Source organism: Kribbella sp. NPDC020701 (genome assembly GCF_055562215.1).
Genome location: NZ_JBVHFT010000024.1, coordinates 18,752 through 33,707, shown reverse-complemented (window position 1 = coordinate 33,707; position 14,956 = coordinate 18,752). Strand labels below are relative to the sequence as shown.

The following is a 14,956-nucleotide window of genomic DNA, read 5'->3' as shown; positions in this document are numbered from 1 at the left end:
GTCACGTCAAGCGTTTGACCTACCCGGGTCGCGCTTCGTCATTCCCACGCACGCTTTCGGGAGCAACCCACGATGTCTCTGCCTGCCTACCGGTCCGCCGATCCGGTCCGGACCTATTACGCCTACAACGGCGCCTGGGCGTTCCTCTCCGCGCTGACCTTCACGCTCAGCATGGTGTACTACGTCCGCGACGCCGGACTGAACCCACTCCAGATGGTCCTGGTCGGGACCGTCCTCGAGCTCGCTTGCTTTCTGTTCGAGGTACCGACCGGCATCGTCGCCGACCTTTACAGCCGTCGGCTCTCGATCATCATCGGCGTCGCCCTGATCGGTGCCGGCTTCCTGCTGCAGGGACTGGTACCGGCGTTCCTGGCGATCCTCGCCGCCCAGGTGCTGTGGGGTGTCGGCTACACCTTCACTTCCGGCGCCGACCAGGCCTGGATCACCGATGAGATCGGCACCGATCGGGCCGCGACGGTCTTCATCCGCAGCCAGCAGTTCAGCCTGGGCGCGAAGATCGCCGGCACCGTCTGCGCCGGCGCGCTCGGCCTGATCAGCCTGCCGCTGCCGCTGACCCTGTCGGGTGCCGGGATGATCCTGCTCGCGCTGGTGCTCGCGCTCTTCATGCGCGAGCAGAACTTCCACCGGACGCCGCGGGAGGAGCGCGAGACCTTCAAGCAGATGGCCGACACGTTCAAGCACGGACTGTCGGTCGCCCGGCGGCGTCCCGTCGTACGGACGTTGGTGCTGATCAGCCTGATCTCGGGTCTGTCGAGTGAGGCGTTCGACCGGTTGTGGTCGGTGAAGATTTTGTCGTTCAGTTTCCCGACCGTGTTCGGTACGTCGGACCCCGCGTTCTGGTTCACCGTGCTGGCTCTGATCGGGACGCTGCTGTCCCTGGTGTGCTCGGTCGCCCTCAACAGGCTCTCGCCGGAACGCGTGACCGCTGCGCATCCGAACGGCGTACTCGCGCTGCTCGCGGCGTTTCAGGTTGCCGGTGTGATCGCGTTCGCCCTGCTCGGTCACCTCTGGCTGGCGCTGGCGGCGATGTGGATCAACACGATCGCCGGCACCCTCGCCTGGCCGATCGAGTCCGCCTGGCTGAACCGGCACGTCGACTCCCGGTCCCGCGCGACCGTGATCTCGATGGTGTCGCAGGCCAACGCCATCGGCCAGGTCGTCGGCGGTCCGCCGCTGGGCGCAGTCGGCCGATCGTCACTGCGCGCCGCACTCCTCGCCTCGGGGCTCATCCTCACCCCGATCCCGCTGCTGTACCTCCGCCTCCGCCCGGCCCGCGCCGAGCAGCCCGAGCGGGTGTGAGGCGGACCGCCAGCACTCATCAATTGCCGGTTGGCGAGCGCCTCACCGCTCACATCCGGCTCCGGGCCGCGATTGTGGAGTGCTGGCGGTCCGCCTCAGTCGTCGATGCGGACCTTGACCTCGACCTGACGGCGGTCGTACGACGACTTGATCAGGCTGGCCATCGTGGTGACGAACAGGGTGCCGACGATGAAGCCGAGCGAGGTCAGGATGCCGATGTGCGGCAGGTGGATCGCCCCGATGTCGTCGATGTGCGAACCGTGCAGCGCCTCGATGATCAGCTTCACGCCGATGAACGCCAGGATCACCGACAGGCCGACGTTCAGGTAGATGATCCGCTCCAGCAGCCCGCCGATCAGGAAGTACAGCTGCCGCAGGCCCATCAGCGCGAACGCGTTGGCGGTCAGCACGATGTAGGCGTCCTGGGTGAGTCCGAAGATCGCCGGGATCGAGTCGAGCGCGAAGATCACGTTCGCCATCCCGATCGCCGCGATCACGATGACCAGCGGGGTGAGCATCCGGCGGCCATCGGTCTTGGTGACCAGCTTCGCTCCGTCGTAGTCGTGCTGGAGCGGCAGGATCCGGCGCATCCCACGGATGACGACGTTCTCCTGGAAGTCGGTCTCGTCGTTCTCGCCCTCGAGCGCCAGCCGGACCGCGGTGTAGACCAGGAACGCGCCGAAGATGTAGAAGACCCAACTGGCCGCCGAGATCGCCGCCGCACCGGCCAGGATGAAGACCGCCCGTAGCGCCATCGACACCACGATGCCGATGTAGAGCACCTTGTCCTGAGCCAGGCTCGGTACGGCGAATCGCGCCATGATGATCACGAACACGAACAGGTTGTCGATGCTCAGGCTGTACTCGGTGATGTACCCGGCGACGAACTCCCCGCCGCTCTGCCCCGGACTGAACACGAACAGCCCGACCGCGAACAGACCGGCCAGCCCGACGTAGAACAGCACCCACCGCGTCGCGTCCTTGATCGTCACGGTGTGGTTGCGCCTGGCGATCACGATCAGGTCGAACGCGACGATCGCGAGCAACCCGATGATCGTGAGCACCCAGACAACAGGGGGCATGACTGAGACCATGACAAACCTCCGGACGACGGCGAACAGCTAGCTCGGTCCGGAGGTCTCTTCCACCCGGATCACTCCGGGCCGGCAGCACCGGTTCGGCCGCCCAGGCCTCCCGTGATGACGACACTGCCGTAGTCGGATCCGCCGAAGCGCGACCCGAGAGGAATACTCCCCTCCACAAACGCACCAACTATATCGAGTACCGATGAATTCCACCGTGCACCGGGTCACATCAGCGCGTTGCTAGATCGTATACCGCATACAGACTCCAACGCCAGCCCCCGCGCGCCCCGCCGGAGGACTCTAGCCGATCAGGACCATCCACCCCGAGCCCCTGGGCAAAAAGTTTCCGTTTCGGGGTTGAGCACTGGGAGTTTCCGCCTGATCGGAGTACAAAAGTTTCTGTAGGTCTTACCGCCCCTAGACCTGGAGGAATTGTCATGGCCGGACTCAACGGCGAAGTCTCGTGGTTCTGTTGCGGAAACGCCTGGGGACCCTGCGCGAGCACCGGACGTGGTGCTTGCGGAACCTGTCACTCGGGGAACTTCCAGCACGCGTGGCCGAACGCCTCGGCCGCGTGCTACGCCATCACCCATCCGGACACCTGCGGCGTCACCGCGATGTCCCGGCGTACGTGCGGGTTCAAGCACTCCACGACCAACCTGTGCAACAGCAAGCGGGTGGTCACGTCGATCGCGGACTGCGGTCCGCAGACCGACCTGTTCTGTGGCGAACGAGCCTGCTGCGGCGGTACGTGCGCCTCCAACCGGATCGTCGACCTCACTCCGGCCGCGTTCTCCGCGATCGCGAGCCTGAGCGCCGGCCTGATTCCCGCTGCGATCGACGTCGGCTGAGAGGTGAGCTGAGATGACAACCACGATGGACCGCCGTTCCCTGCTCACCCGCGCCGCGCTCGGCGCCACCGGCCTGGTCGCCGCGACGGCGATGGGCTCGCTCGCCCCGGAGACCGCGTTCGCCGCGGCCTCGCAGTACCCCGAACCGGGACAGCCGGACCCGAACTTCGCCGAAGGCCTGATCATGGGCCGCAACCAGGATCTCCTGCAGGTACAGGGATCCGACGGCCGGCTGCACCGGATCCAGCTGACCGGCGTGACCAGTGTGTGGAAGCTCCGGCCGACCACGATCGATCAGGCCCGGATCGGCGACGGCCTGTACGCGCGCGGCGTACTGATGCCGGACGGGACACTGGCCGCCGAGTCGGTGTGGATCAACATCGTCAACCTGACCGTCGCCATCACCTCGATCGGGCGCTCCGGGTTGCAGTTCGACCATCACGGCCAGAAGGTCGTCGGGTACGTCCAACCCGGGGTCACCGCGGCCGTGTACAACGGGACGCCCGCGGTGTCGGACCTGTCGATGCTCAAGGTCGGCCGGCACGCCCAGGTGATCGGCGCCTGGCGGCCGGGGACCAACGAGATCGACATCTCGACGATCTACGCGTCGAACTGACATGGGCGCCCAGCAAGTGGCGGCCGCGCAGCCACTCCTGATCGGCTTGCTCCTGCTCTGCACGTCGTACGGCAAGTTCGCCCACGCAGAACAAGCCAGTCGTACGGCGTTGCCGCGCTTGGTCGGTGAGTCACGCGCGACCGCGGCGTATCGCGCCGTCGGTGGAGTCGAGGCCGTCATCGCTCTGGCCCTACTGCTCCCACCAGCCTTGAGCATCGATGCAGCGGCCGCGGTCGCATTGGCAGTCGGGTTCACCGGCTACCTGATCTACGCCAAGATCGTCGTACCCGAAGCGTCGTGCGGGTGCACCGGCGCGTCGGCCAAACCCATTGGCCGACGGGCGATCGGGCGTGCCTTGTTGCTGCTAGCAACAGCTGCGGTAGCGACCACGGCCGATGCCGGATGGTGGTCAGCCGGTCCGGCTGCGGTAGTGCTCGTCGGTGAGGCGGCCGTCTTCGTCATGCTGTCCGCCGAGCTGGATCGGTACTGGCTGCTGCCGTTGCGCCGACTGCGGCTGCGACTCAGTCATCCGCTCGCGGGTACGGCGACCGACGCCGTACCGCTGGCGGCCACGCAGCGACGGCTGCTGCTCAGCCCCGCGTACCGCTCGGTCGACGGGCTGCTGCGGTCCGACATCCACGACTACTGGGACGACGAGGACTGGCGGTTCGTCAGCTACACCGCCAGGTACGACGGCCGCCCGGCGACCGCCGTCTTCGCCGTACCGCATCACGACTCCACTCCGGAGTCCGTCCGGGTCGCCGTCGTCGACGAGACGTCGGGACTCACCCTGTACCGCCCGACCATGCTGGCCACTGCCGGGTAACAACCAACCGAGCGAGGCCCCGCGGACGGTCCGCGGGGGCCTCGTGCTGTTGACACCGGAGGCGCTAACCGCCTCCGCAGCATCACGCACACGCCTGACGGAGCACTCTGGCTGACGTCCAACGGTCAGCGCAGTGCGTGCCGGTCCAGCCAGGCGGAGATCTCAGTCGCGATCTCCTTGGGGCGGTCCTCGGCTGCGTGGTGACCGGCTTCGCCGCCGTGGACGATGTCGAGGGCGGCGATGTTGGCGGCGCACCAGTCGGCCAGTTCCCTGCCGATGAGCAGGGTGGGCGATCCTTCGAAGGTGATCAGCAGCTTGGGTACGTCGGTGCTGCCGGCCAGCCACTCGTCGTACTGGTTGATGCGGGCAACGAGTTCGGCCGGGTCGCCGCCGAGCGGCAACTGGCGAGCCCACGCGAGGATCGGGCGGCGGGTCTCGGGTGTCGGGTACGGCGCCAGGTAGGTCTGCAGGTCGTCGTCGCCGACCGGTGTGAGTACGCCGCCGGTGAAGGCCTGGCGGACGAAGAGGTTCTGCTCGAGGACGAGGTCCTCGCCGGGACCTTCGGTTCGGATCAGCCGGGAGCGTTCGCGCGCCTGCGGCGACAGGTCCTCCCAGGCCATCGGCTTCACGATGCTTTCGAAGAACGCGATGCCGATGACGCGGTCGGGATGCCGGGAGGCCCAGTCGAAGGCGAGCGCCCCGCCCCAGTCGTGACCGACCAGGATGACCCGGTCGAGCTCGAGCGCGTCGAACCAAGCGTCGAGATAACGGGCGTGATCGGCGAACGTGTAGGCGATGTCGGGTTTGCCGGAGCGGCCCATTCCGATGAGGTCGGGTGCGAGCAGCCGGCCGCTGCCGACGTACGGCATGACGTTGCGCCAGACGTGGGACGAGGCCGGATTGCCGTGCAGGAAGACGATCGGCGTACCGCTGCCGTTGTCCTCGTAGTGGATTGTCGAATTGTGTACGTCGATCTCGGGCATGGCGGAGTCCTTCACAGTGGAGTGTCGAGGAGTTCGGTGAGGTCGCGCACGAAGTCCTTGGTGCGCGCACCGCGGCGACCGCCGAGCGGCGCCAGCAGTTTGTCGAGCAGGCCGGCGACTTCCGCGATGGCGGGCTGGATCGTCTCGCGCCCCTGGTCGGTCAACTCGAGACGCATCGTGCGGGTGTCGACGGCATCGCGGGTGCGCTGGATCAGTCCGTCGGCGTCGAGACTGCGGGCCAGCTTGGACACGTACAGCGCCTCCAGCCCGGTGTAGTCGGCCAGCTCCCGCTGACTCGGAACCTGCCCGGCGCGCTCCATCCCGTACAGAGACGCCAGCATCACGTACTGCGCATGCGTCAACCCCACCGGCGCCAACGCCCGATCCACCGCAACCCGCCACTTCATCGACAACCGCCACACCAGATGCCCAGGAGTCGCGCCAGTCACCTTGCTCATGCCAAATACAGTACATGGCTACTAAGTACACGGCTACTATTTTCTGATGGTTGGGGGATGACGGGCTCCGGTCAGCGGCCGAAGTCGGCGTACGTCGGGGTGCCGGTGGTGAGGGAGTGTTGGGCCAGAGCCAGGCGGCGGGTCATGGAGGGGCGGAGGCGAGGGGTTGCCTCCGCGAGAGTGAGGAAGTGGATGGCGCGGACCTCGGTGGGGTCGGGGACCAGGTTGCCGCCCTCGAGTCCGCCGTCTTCGCGTCCGCCGTCTTCGAGGTCGCCGTCTTCGAGGTCGCGGTCGAGGATTCCGCCGTCGAAGACGAAGGCGAGGGCGTCGGTCCAGGGGCCGAGGACGGGGACCCAGTCGACGACGAGGAGGCGGCCGATCTCGAGGTCCAGGCCGATCTCTTCCTTCACCTCGCGACGGCAGGCGTCGTACGGCGATTCGTCGTACTCCGCGATGCCGCCCGGGATGTCGAGCGTCGGCTTGTAAGTGGGTTCGATGAAGAGGATGCGCCCACCCCGATCCCGGATCAACGCTCCCCCGGCCACCGTCTTCCGCGGCAATCGGCCCGCGATCCCAGGGTTGAACTCCTTCTCCGGTTCACCTTCAGCAGCCAGGTCATCCTGTCGGTTCACGGCCCTAGTCTCGTACAAACGGCTCTACGCCGATGGCTGATCGAGTTCGCGGGTCATCCAGATTGTGTTGCCGCGGTCGGGGTCCTCGGTGACTCGATCGCTGCGGTAGAAGTCGAGTTTCTCCAGGACGCGGAACGAGGCCGCGTTCCACTCGCGCACCGTTGCCCACAGCCGGCGCCGGCCGGTGCGCGCCGCGGCCTCGACGACTGCGCGCGCCGCCTCGGTGGCGTACCCGTGACCGTGGGCCCGCTGGGCGAGTTCGTACGCGATCTCCGGTTCGTCGAACGACGCGCGGCCGACGGTCAGTCCGCAGTACCCGATGAACTCGCCAGTGTCCTTCCGCTCGATCGGCAACAACCCGAGCCCGGGCGCGGCGCTCAGCGGATTGTCGGCGAGCCACCCGCGGATCTCGTCCACCGTCGGGTGCCCGTCCGCGTCGATCCGGCGTAACGCCCGCGGATCCCGTTCGGCCCAGAGCGCGCGATACTCGGCTGCGTCCGACGTACGCCAAACCCGCAGATGCAGCCGCTCAGTCGCCAACTCCACCGGAAACGCCCCGAAACTCGACACCCCCACAACCTAGATCAACTGGAATGGCCGGCTCCGGCAGGAGGCCGAGTTCCATCATCATTCCGGCGAGGTCCGGGTACGCGCGGAACTCGACCACCTGGTCGCCTTCGAACCGGGCGAAGCACGCGCCGCATCGCCACGACGCCCTCGCGGGTCCGAGCGTCGTACGGACCACGTTCAGGATGCACCGGCGTGCTCGGCGTCGGCGATCAGCCAGGTCGCGTTCGGCGGCTCCCCCGACCTGACTGCGATGCAATCGATCAGTTTTCAAGAAGCGTGGGGCGTAGGCGGGTTCCTAGCATTGGTCTTGTTCACACCGGATCACGCAGACAGGAACCTCTGATGGCCACCACGCGGAAGACCACCTCGAAGACCACCAAGTCGTACGACGGCTTCACCGCCGAGGAACGCGACGCGATGAAGGAGCACGCCAAGGAACTCAAGGCGTCCCGCGGCAAGGCAGAAGACCTGGCCGCCGTCCTGGAGAAGATCGCCGAGATGGACGACCACGACCGTGAGATCGCCGAACGCCTGCACGCCATCATCACGACCAACGCGCCCGAGCTCGCCCCGAAGCTCTGGTACGGCCAGCCCGCGTACGCCAAGAACGGCAAGGTCCTCTGCTTCTTCCAGGCCGCGAGCAAGTTCAACACCCGCTACGCAACCCTCGGCTTCAACGACATCGCCACCCTCGACGACGGCACGATGTGGCCCACCGCCTACGCCCTGACCGACCTGACCCCCACCGTCGAGAAGCACATCACCACACTCATCAAGAAGGCCGTCAGCTGACGCAAACGTCACCCTCGGTTGGCCCGGGGTGACTGGTAGGCATGTGGGACCGTCCTGCCTGACTGGATCTTCGGGCTCGCGGGCTGCGTGGTGTTCCTGCTGCCGGTCAACATGGACACCTGGCGGGCCTACTCCCCGCTCCCCTTCGCACTCCCCGGGGTGGCCCTGGCGGTTTTCGGCTGCATCGGCTCCCGCCGCGGCAAGCCGCTGACCGCGGTCGGCTGGGTCCTGTCCTCGATCGCCCTGATCCTCAGCCTTTTCATGATCGTCCAGAAATTCACCCACTGACGCCCGGCGGGGTCAGCTGCCTCCGAAGGTCTCCAGGAGTTCCTGGCGCTCGGCGTCGGTGAGGTTCGTGGCGATGAGCTTGCTGTGCATGTTGTGGAAGCGCTCGCCCACCCGGTCGAGATCGCCGTGCTCGGTGACCACGAAGAGGGCCGAGGTCCCCTCGGTCACCTCGGTGCGGATCTTCGTCAACTGCTCCTTGGTGATGCCGGTGTCCTGCGTCATCTTGCTGATCGCACCGATCGCGGCCCCCGCCACGCCACCGACGACGGGGACGAAGAACAGCGCACCGAGGAGAACTCCCCAGAAAGCCCCCCACCCGGTCCCGCGCCAGGCTTCTTCGTGCGCCTGCTTGGTGGTCGGCTGCGAAGCGCCCTTCGGCCAGGAGACGATCGCGTGGTCGAGGATCTTCACCAGCCCGTCCCGCTCGCAGCCCTTGAGGACCGAGGCGGCGTGCGCGGCGTCCTCCGGGCCCTCGAACTTCCACACCGTAAAGGCGGTCATGACGTACTCCTTGCCTTCGATCGAACCGGGCGCTCCCATCGTGGGCGCCAGAAGTCAAGGCAACGTCACCCTGCCGGGGTGAATCTGACCCGCCCGCCGCCATGATGGCAAGATCAGCCAGGTGCAGATCGGGATTCTGGGATCATTCGAGGTACGCACGGACGACGGCGTCCTCGCCGACGTACCGGGCGCCCGGTTGCGCGGGCTGTTGATCGCTCTCGCGCTCAGGCCGGGTCACATAGTCCCGAAGGCGACGCTCATCGACTGGATCTGGGGTGAGCAGCCGCCCGCAGAAGCGGCGAACGCCCTGCAACGCCTGGCCTCCCGGCTCCGGAAGGTGCTGCCGGAAGGCTCGGTCGAGGGGCAGACGGACGGCTACCGGTTGAGGGTCGATCCCGACGCTGTGGACGCCGTACGGTTCGAACGCCTCCTCGGTCAGGCCCGTAATGACGAGGATCCACGGCGGGTGCGGCTGCTGCGCGAGGCGCTCGGATTGTGGCGCGGTACGCCCATGCAGGACGTCGGTCTTCAGGACAGTACGGCGTTCGACGCGGCGGTCACCCGGCTCGAGGGGCTCCACCTGGCCGCCCTGGAGGACCGGTTCGATGCGGAGATCGGCCTCGGCAACGGTGCGGAGCTGGTCACGGAACTGACCGACCTGGTGGCCGCGAACCCCGTGCGGGAACGGCTCGTCGCCGCACTGATGCGTTCCCTCGCCGCAGCCGGTCGCAACGCCGACGCCTTGCTCGCGTACGAGCGTACGCGGGAAGCGCTGGCCGATGCGCTGGGCGTCGACCCCTCTCCCGAGCTGTCCGCACTGCACGTCGCATTGCTACGCGGCGAGGTGGGACAGCGTCAGGAGAGCCGGAAAGACAACCTGCGCGCCGAGCTGACCAGCTACGTCGGCAAGGACGCTGACGTCGCCGCGGTCCGCGAACTCGTCGCCGATCATCGGCTGACCACGCTGATCGGGCCGGGCGGCGCGGGGAAGACCAGGCTGGCCACGGAGACCGCGCGTACGCTGCTTGGCGATCTGCCGGACGGAGCCTGGCTGGTGGAGCTCGCGCCCATCGGCCCGGAAAGCGACGTGGCGCAGGCGACGCTCGCCGCGCTCCGCCTGCGGGACGCGCTGCTGGGCGAGCCATCGGACGTCGAGCCCACGGATCGGGTCATCACCGCATTCCGCGAGCAGGAGGCGCTGCTGATCCTGGACAACTGCGAGCACGTGATCGAGTCGGCGGCGGAGTTCGCCCATCGGGTGCTCGGGGAGTGCCGCCGGCTGCGGATCCTCGCGACCAGCAGGGAACCGCTCGGCATCACCGGTGAGGCGCTGTGGCGGGTCGCGCCGCTGGCCCTACCCTCGGGCGATACGGACCCGGGCGAGATCGAGTCTTCTCCGGCGGTCCGGCTGCTGCGCGATCGGGCGGAGGCGGTGCGGATGGATCTCGGCACCGACGCCCACACGTTGTCGACCATGGCGCGTGTCTGCCGCGCGTTGGACGGGATGCCGCTGGCGATCGAACTGGCCGCGGCGAGGTTGCGCACCATGTCCCTCGAACAGCTCGCCGACCGGCTCGACGACGTGTTCCGCCTGCTGACCGGCGGCAGCCGGACAGCGCTGCCCCGGCAACGGACGCTGCGCGCAGTGATCGACTGGAGCTGGACGCTGCTCAGCGACGCCGAACGGGTGGTCCTGCGCAGGCTGTCGGTGTTCTCCGGCGGCGCCAGCCTTGAAGCAGCCGAGCGAGTGTGCGCGGGCGACACGGTCGAGTCGTGGCAGGTGCTCGAGTTGCTGACCGCACTGACCGAGAAATCGCTGGTGGTCGCCGATACCGACGACGCGCCGCGGTACCGGATGCTCAGCATGATCAAGGAGTACGCCGGGCAGCGGCTCATGGAAGCGGGGGAATCGGAGCTGGCGCGCAACGCGCATCTCGCCTACTTCACCGAACTCACCGAGACCGCGGAGCCGCATCTTCGCCTCGCCGAGCAGCTGGTCTGGCTTGCCGCGCTCGAGGCCGAGCACGACAACATCGGTGCCGCGATGCGTGGCGCGATCGCGGCCGGCGACGGACCGGCGGCGATGCGGCTCGCCGCGGCCACCTCCTGGTACTGGTGGCTCAGCGGGCACAAGGCCGAGGGCAACGAAATGCTCCGGGCCGCCATTGAGACGCCTGGTGAGGTGAGCGATGAGATCCGGGCGACGGTGTACGCCCTGATCTCGATGTTCGTGAGCTCCGGGCCGGCCGACGAATTCGCGGCGGCGGAGTGGATCCACAAGGCCTACCAGCTCGGCCGGAGCAGTCCGCACTATCACCCGTCGCTGGAGTTGGTCGTACCGCTGGAACGCATGCTGCAGGAGCCGGGCTCGTTCCTGCCCGCGTGGGAACCCTTGCTGGACAGCGAAAATCCCTGGGTACGCGCGCTGGCCCGGCTCCATCTGGGCAAGATGCGGGTCATGCTCGGCTACGGTGGGCGGGACGCGGACGCGTATCTCGAGACGGCGCTCACCGAGTTCCGGGCACTCGGCGAGCGGTTCGGCATCTCGTTCGCCCTGACCGAACTGGCGGACCGAATCACCATGCGCGGCGAGTTCGCCGCCGCGTGCGAGTACTACGAGCAGGCGGTCGCGGTCGTGACCGAGGTCGGCTCCATGGACGATGTCATCCGGATGCGGGCGCGACAGGCCCAGCTGTACTGGCTCATGGGCGACAAGGACTCCAGCGCGGCCGCCATCGCCGAGGCCGAACGGTGCGCGGAACGGGTCAACTGGCCGGCCACGCTGGCTCAACTGGCCCTCTCGAAGGCGGAACTCGCTCGGTGGAACGGCGACGCCGGGGAGACCTACAAACAGCTCGGCCTGGTGACCAGCCTTCTGGGCGACGAAGCGGAGGGGGCGAACATCCGCGCGTACGCAGAGGACCTGCTCGGCTACTTCGCCGACGATCTCGGCGAGGCCCGCACGCACCGTGCGGCGGCTTGCGAGGCGGCGGCCCAGGCGGGGCACGCACCAGGGATCGCCCAGGTACTCGTCGGGGTCGCGGACCTGGCACTAAGGCTCGACCAGTACGAACAGGCCGCGCGGCTGCTCGGAGCCAGCGCCGGCGTGCTCGGACTGCAGAATCGCGCCTACCCGGATCTCGCCCGGATCGAGCAGGCAGCGCGAAACCGCCTCGGCGAGAAGGGATTCGCCGAGGCGGTTCGGGAAGGCACTGAGACGGACTGGAGTCAGCTGGTCGAGATCACGCTCGCTTCTTGAACGTGGACGACGCCCATAGGTATCCGACGAGGGCGATCCCGACGCACCAGGCCAGGGCGGCGATCACGTCGCCGCTCTGCGGTGAGCCGTTGAGGAACCCACGCAGGGTCTCGATGATCGGTGTGAAGGGCTGGTACTCCGCGAACTGGCGGACACCGGCGCCCATCTTGTCCGCCGGTACGATCGCGCTGCTGAAGAACGGAAGCATGATCAGCGGCACGGCGGCCAGACCCGCGGTTTCCGGCGACTTCGCGGCCATTCCCAAGGCGACCGTGAGCCAGGCGGTCGCGAACCCGAGCAGTACGACGATGCCCAGCACGCCGAGCCAATCGACGAAGCTCGCCGACGGGCTGAATCCCAGCAGGAAGGCCACCCCGATGAGGGCGGCGATGGCGACCAGGTTGGTCAGCACACTGGCGACGACGTGCCCCGTGAGTACCGCACCTCGGGAGACGTCCATGACCTTGAACCGGTTGATGATGCCCTTCGTCATGTCCGAGTTCACCGCGGTCGCGGTGGCGCCCAGGCCGTAGCAGACGGCCAGCAGCATCAGCCCCGGCGTCGCGTAGTCGATGTAGTCGACACCGACGTTGAACGCGTCTCCGAACACGTACACGAACATCAACATCATCACGATCGGCATCAGGACCGCGTTGAACACCGAGGTCGGGTTCCGGGCGATGTGCTTGAAGTCGCGACGCAACATGACGATCGAATGCGACTGGGTGCTCATTTCGCGACTACCTCCGTGGAGTGGCCCGTCAGGGCGAGGAAAACGTCATCAAGGTCAGGGGTGTGCACCGAGAACTCCTCGGCGCTGAGTGCGTACTCGTCGAGCCGGTCGAGCACCGCCCGCAGAGATCTCGTCCCGCCGTCGCTGGGAACCCGCAGGGCCAGTGCCTCGTCGTCCCGCGTGGAGTCGGCGAAGAGTTGCGCGGCCGCGTCGAGCTCGCCGACGGTGGTGAACCTGAGGCGGACGTGCGTACCGGGGAGCTGGCGCTTGAGCTCGTCAGGGGTGCCCTGGGCAACGATGCGCCCCTGGTCGAGAACCGCGATCCGGTCGGCGAGCTGGTCGGCCTCATCGAGGTACTGGGTGGTGAGGAAGATGGTCACGCCATCGGCCACCAACTCGCGGATGATCGTCCACATCGTGCGCCGGCTGCGCGGGTCCAGTCCCGTCGTCGGCTCGTCCAGGAAGATGATCCGCGGGTTGCCGACCAGCGTCATCGCCAGGTCGAGCTTGCGGCGCATCCCCCCGGAGTACGTCGAGGCCGGCTTCTGCGCCGACTCCGCCAGGTCGAACCGCTCCAGCAGTTCGGTGACGACACGCTTGCCCTCGCCGGCGCCGATACCGAGCAGATCAACCATCAACTGCAGGTTCTCCTGCCCCGTCAACAGCTCGTCCACCGCCGCGAACTGACCGGTCACCCCGATCACCTTGCGCACCGCCTTGGCCGCGGTCGCGACATCGTGCCCGGCGACGCGGACCGTCCCGCCGTCGGCCGCCATCAGCGTGGTCAGCACGTTCACGGTCGTCGTCTTGCCCGCCCCGTTCGGGCCGAGCAGCGAGAAGACCGTGCCCGCAGGAACATCCAGATCGATGCCGTCGAGGACGGTCTTGTCCTTGAAGGCCTTCCGCAGCCCCGAGACTGCAATCGCCGAAGTTGTCATGCGACAACCATCGCGACCAGCCCAGACACCCCCCTGACACCGCCCTGACACGCCCCCTGACACACCGGAAGGTCCTCGAAAGGGATCTGTCAGATCAAGGCTGAGGTGTTCGTAGAAGGGGATAGCTCAGAAGTCGATGCGCATGACGGCGCGGCGGTTGCCCGGCCGGCTCACCTCGGCGTACCCGGCATCGGCGAACATGGCGAGAGTACCGACGGACCCGCCGTCCACGAGGTCCGGGTAGCCCTCCACGGCGCGGGCGCCGCGTTCACGGGCGAACCCGACGGACGCGCGAGCGAGCGCGCGGCTGATCCCTCGGCGCCGGTAGCCGGCGCGGGTGACGAAGCAGGTCACGGCCCAGACGGTGGTGTCGGCCCTGTCCTCGTTGCGGCCCAGCCAGGGGACGCGGAAGTCGCGTAGCAGCCTCGGGTGGTCCGCCCGCGGCGCGACGGCGCACCAGCCGACAGGCTCGCCGTCGAGATACGCGACCAGGCCGCTCGTTGCCTGTGCCTTTCGGCTTCCGCAGGCGGTCTGGTCGCGGAGCCGGGCGGCGAGCTCCTCGGGACCCTCAGACGCCCATGATTCCTTGGGCAGCATCCGATACCGCTGGCACCAGCACCGCGCGGTGTCGCCGGTCGGGCCGAAGACCGCCTGCAAGTCCTCCCAAGCCGCCTGGTTGGCCGGAACGATCGTGAGCTGCTCGGCGGTGACGGGCTCGCGGGAGCCCGTCAGGCGGGGAGTGCGCACCCGCTTGGCCGGCGGCTGCTTCTGCTGACGGGGCGGCGCATCGAACGTGAGCCGAACGTCCACCGCGTCGCCTGCATCCAGTCGCTCGGGCTTGCGTACGGCGTCCTTCAGCGGGAGCAGGTAGCCACCATCCTTCGGCCACAGAGACGTCTTCCACTCGGTGCTCCCGATCCGAGCGCGGATCGGCAACATCCCCCACCCGTAGCTGGCGGCCAAGGCCACCGCCCGCAGCGCGGCACCTTCCTCCTCCGGCACGGCCACGAAGTAGTACGGCGCCGGCCCGCGCCACTCGATCACCTCGCCACTGAACTCTTGCTCCATGCCCAGATGCTAGGCCCCATTCCGGACACCCTCCTT

Annotated in this window: 16 protein-coding genes; 7 read left to right on the top strand and 9 right to left on the bottom strand. The window is 67.8% G+C overall.

The annotated features are described in order from the left end of the window. The first annotated feature begins 72 nt into the window (after positions 1–72). Positions 73–1,320: an MFS transporter gene (locus ACZ3HV_RS39300; protein WP_465692321.1), complete on the top strand. Its 1,248-nt coding sequence runs from the start codon at positions 73–75 to the stop codon at positions 1,318–1,320. A gap of 95 nt (positions 1,321–1,415) precedes the next feature. Here the strand turns inward: ACZ3HV_RS39300 and ACZ3HV_RS39295 are convergent, their stop codons facing one another. After that, complete coding sequence (locus ACZ3HV_RS39295; protein ID WP_465692319.1) at positions 1,416–2,402, bottom strand: TerC/Alx family metal homeostasis membrane protein; 987 nt, start codon at positions 2,400–2,402, stop codon at positions 1,416–1,418. A 440-nt stretch (positions 2,403–2,842) separates the two neighbouring features. Here ACZ3HV_RS39295 and ACZ3HV_RS39290 point away from each other — a divergent pair, with 440 nt between their 5' ends. The 3 genes from ACZ3HV_RS39290 to ACZ3HV_RS39280 are packed head-to-tail and all read left to right on the top strand — an operon-like array spanning position 2,843 to position 4,698. Next, positions 2,843–3,256 carry an RlpA-like double-psi beta-barrel domain-containing protein gene (locus tag ACZ3HV_RS39290; RefSeq protein WP_465692317.1) on the top strand — a complete coding sequence of 138 codons (414 nt, stop codon included), beginning with the start codon at positions 2,843–2,845 and terminating at the stop codon, positions 3,254–3,256. A 13-nt stretch (positions 3,257–3,269) separates the two neighbouring features. Beyond that, the gene (locus ACZ3HV_RS39285) at positions 3,270–3,872 is read left to right on the top strand and encodes a cell wall protein (protein ID WP_465692315.1); all 603 of its coding nucleotides are present in this window, start codon (positions 3,270–3,272) and stop codon (positions 3,870–3,872) included. A gap of 1 nt (position 3,873) precedes the next feature. Beyond that, positions 3,874–4,698 carry a MauE/DoxX family redox-associated membrane protein gene (locus tag ACZ3HV_RS39280; protein ID WP_465692313.1) on the top strand — a complete coding sequence of 275 codons (825 nt, stop codon included), beginning with the start codon at positions 3,874–3,876 and terminating at the stop codon, positions 4,696–4,698. Between the two features lie 125 nt (positions 4,699–4,823). Here the strand turns inward: ACZ3HV_RS39280 and ACZ3HV_RS39275 are convergent, their stop codons facing one another. The 4 genes from ACZ3HV_RS39275 to ACZ3HV_RS39260 form a co-directional block, all read right to left on the bottom strand. Continuing rightward, positions 4,824–5,681, bottom strand: coding sequence for a haloalkane dehalogenase (locus ACZ3HV_RS39275; protein ID WP_465692311.1), 858 nt, complete (start codon positions 5,679–5,681; stop codon positions 4,824–4,826). A gap of 11 nt (positions 5,682–5,692) precedes the next feature. Next, positions 5,693–6,139, bottom strand: coding sequence for a MarR family winged helix-turn-helix transcriptional regulator (locus ACZ3HV_RS39270; protein ID WP_465692309.1), 447 nt, complete (start codon positions 6,137–6,139; stop codon positions 5,693–5,695). Positions 6,140–6,210: 71 nt separating this feature from the next. Continuing rightward, positions 6,211–6,771 carry an NUDIX domain-containing protein gene (locus ACZ3HV_RS39265; protein WP_465692307.1) on the bottom strand — a complete coding sequence of 187 codons (561 nt, stop codon included), beginning with the start codon at positions 6,769–6,771 and terminating at the stop codon, positions 6,211–6,213. Between the two features lie 24 nt (positions 6,772–6,795). Then, a complete protein-coding gene (locus tag ACZ3HV_RS39260) occupies positions 6,796–7,341 on the bottom strand; it encodes a GNAT family N-acetyltransferase (protein WP_465692305.1) in 546 nt (181 codons plus the stop codon). A gap of 342 nt (positions 7,342–7,683) precedes the next feature. On the opposite strand from ACZ3HV_RS39260, the gene ACZ3HV_RS39255 reads away from it, so the two are divergent. Beyond that, a complete protein-coding gene (locus ACZ3HV_RS39255; RefSeq protein WP_465692303.1) occupies positions 7,684–8,133 on the top strand; it encodes an iron chaperone in 450 nt (149 codons plus the stop codon). An 87-nt stretch (positions 8,134–8,220) separates the two neighbouring features. Beyond that, the gene (locus tag ACZ3HV_RS39250; protein ID WP_465692301.1) at positions 8,221–8,421 is read left to right on the top strand and encodes a hypothetical protein; all 201 of its coding nucleotides are present in this window, start codon (positions 8,221–8,223) and stop codon (positions 8,419–8,421) included. A gap of 12 nt (positions 8,422–8,433) precedes the next feature. Here the strand turns inward: ACZ3HV_RS39250 and ACZ3HV_RS39245 are convergent, their stop codons facing one another. Continuing rightward, positions 8,434–8,922: a DUF1269 domain-containing protein gene (locus tag ACZ3HV_RS39245; RefSeq protein ID WP_360367141.1), complete on the bottom strand. Its 489-nt coding sequence runs from the start codon at positions 8,920–8,922 to the stop codon at positions 8,434–8,436. Between the two features lie 121 nt (positions 8,923–9,043). Between ACZ3HV_RS39245 and ACZ3HV_RS39240 the strand changes: the two genes are divergently transcribed. After that, complete coding sequence (locus tag ACZ3HV_RS39240; RefSeq protein WP_465692299.1) at positions 9,044–12,181, top strand: BTAD domain-containing putative transcriptional regulator; 3,138 nt, start codon at positions 9,044–9,046, stop codon at positions 12,179–12,181. Here the strand turns inward: ACZ3HV_RS39240 and ACZ3HV_RS39235 are convergent. From ACZ3HV_RS39235 to ACZ3HV_RS39225, 3 genes are all read right to left on the bottom strand, one after another. After that, positions 12,165–12,914 carry an ABC transporter permease gene (locus ACZ3HV_RS39235; protein ID WP_360367135.1) on the bottom strand — a complete coding sequence of 250 codons (750 nt, stop codon included), beginning with the start codon at positions 12,912–12,914 and terminating at the stop codon, positions 12,165–12,167. The genes ACZ3HV_RS39240 and ACZ3HV_RS39235 overlap by 17 nt on opposite strands. After that, complete coding sequence (locus ACZ3HV_RS39230) at positions 12,911–13,852, bottom strand: ATP-binding cassette domain-containing protein (protein ID WP_465692296.1); 942 nt, start codon at positions 13,850–13,852, stop codon at positions 12,911–12,913. Before ACZ3HV_RS39230 ends, ACZ3HV_RS39235 begins: the two co-directional genes overlap by 4 nt. A 126-nt stretch (positions 13,853–13,978) precedes the next feature. Beyond that, positions 13,979–14,920, bottom strand: coding sequence for a GNAT family N-acetyltransferase (locus ACZ3HV_RS39225; protein ID WP_465692294.1), 942 nt, complete (start codon positions 14,918–14,920; stop codon positions 13,979–13,981). Positions 14,921–14,956 lie beyond the last annotated feature (36 nt).

What these genes read in the sequence shown, in the direction of transcription:
- ACZ3HV_RS39300 (WP_465692321.1), top strand. Translation starts at nt 73, where the DNA reads ATGTCTCTGCCTGCCTACCGGTCCGCCGATCCGGTCCGGACCTATTAC.
- ACZ3HV_RS39295 (WP_465692319.1), bottom strand. Translation starts at nt 2,402, where the DNA reads ATGCCCCCTGTTGTCTGGGTGCTCACGATCATCGGGTTGCTCGCGATC.
- ACZ3HV_RS39290 (WP_465692317.1), top strand. Translation starts at nt 2,843, where the DNA reads ATGGCCGGACTCAACGGCGAAGTCTCGTGGTTCTGTTGCGGAAACGCC.
- ACZ3HV_RS39285 (WP_465692315.1), top strand. Translation starts at nt 3,270, where the DNA reads ATGACAACCACGATGGACCGCCGTTCCCTGCTCACCCGCGCCGCGCTC.
- ACZ3HV_RS39280 (WP_465692313.1), top strand. Translation starts at nt 3,874, where the DNA reads ATGGGCGCCCAGCAAGTGGCGGCCGCGCAGCCACTCCTGATCGGCTTG.
- ACZ3HV_RS39275 (WP_465692311.1), bottom strand. Translation starts at nt 5,681, where the DNA reads ATGCCCGAGATCGACGTACACAATTCGACAATCCACTACGAGGACAAC.
- ACZ3HV_RS39270 (WP_465692309.1), bottom strand. Translation starts at nt 6,139, where the DNA reads ATGAGCAAGGTGACTGGCGCGACTCCTGGGCATCTGGTGTGGCGGTTG.
- ACZ3HV_RS39255 (WP_465692303.1), top strand. Translation starts at nt 7,684, where the DNA reads ATGGCCACCACGCGGAAGACCACCTCGAAGACCACCAAGTCGTACGAC.
- ACZ3HV_RS39245 (WP_360367141.1), bottom strand. Translation starts at nt 8,922, where the DNA reads ATGACCGCCTTTACGGTGTGGAAGTTCGAGGGCCCGGAGGACGCCGCG.
- ACZ3HV_RS39235 (WP_360367135.1), bottom strand. Translation starts at nt 12,914, where the DNA reads ATGAGCACCCAGTCGCATTCGATCGTCATGTTGCGTCGCGACTTCAAG.
- ACZ3HV_RS39230 (WP_465692296.1), bottom strand. Translation starts at nt 13,852, where the DNA reads ATGACAACTTCGGCGATTGCAGTCTCGGGGCTGCGGAAGGCCTTCAAG.
- ACZ3HV_RS39225 (WP_465692294.1), bottom strand. Translation starts at nt 14,920, where the DNA reads ATGGAGCAAGAGTTCAGTGGCGAGGTGATCGAGTGGCGCGGGCCGGCG.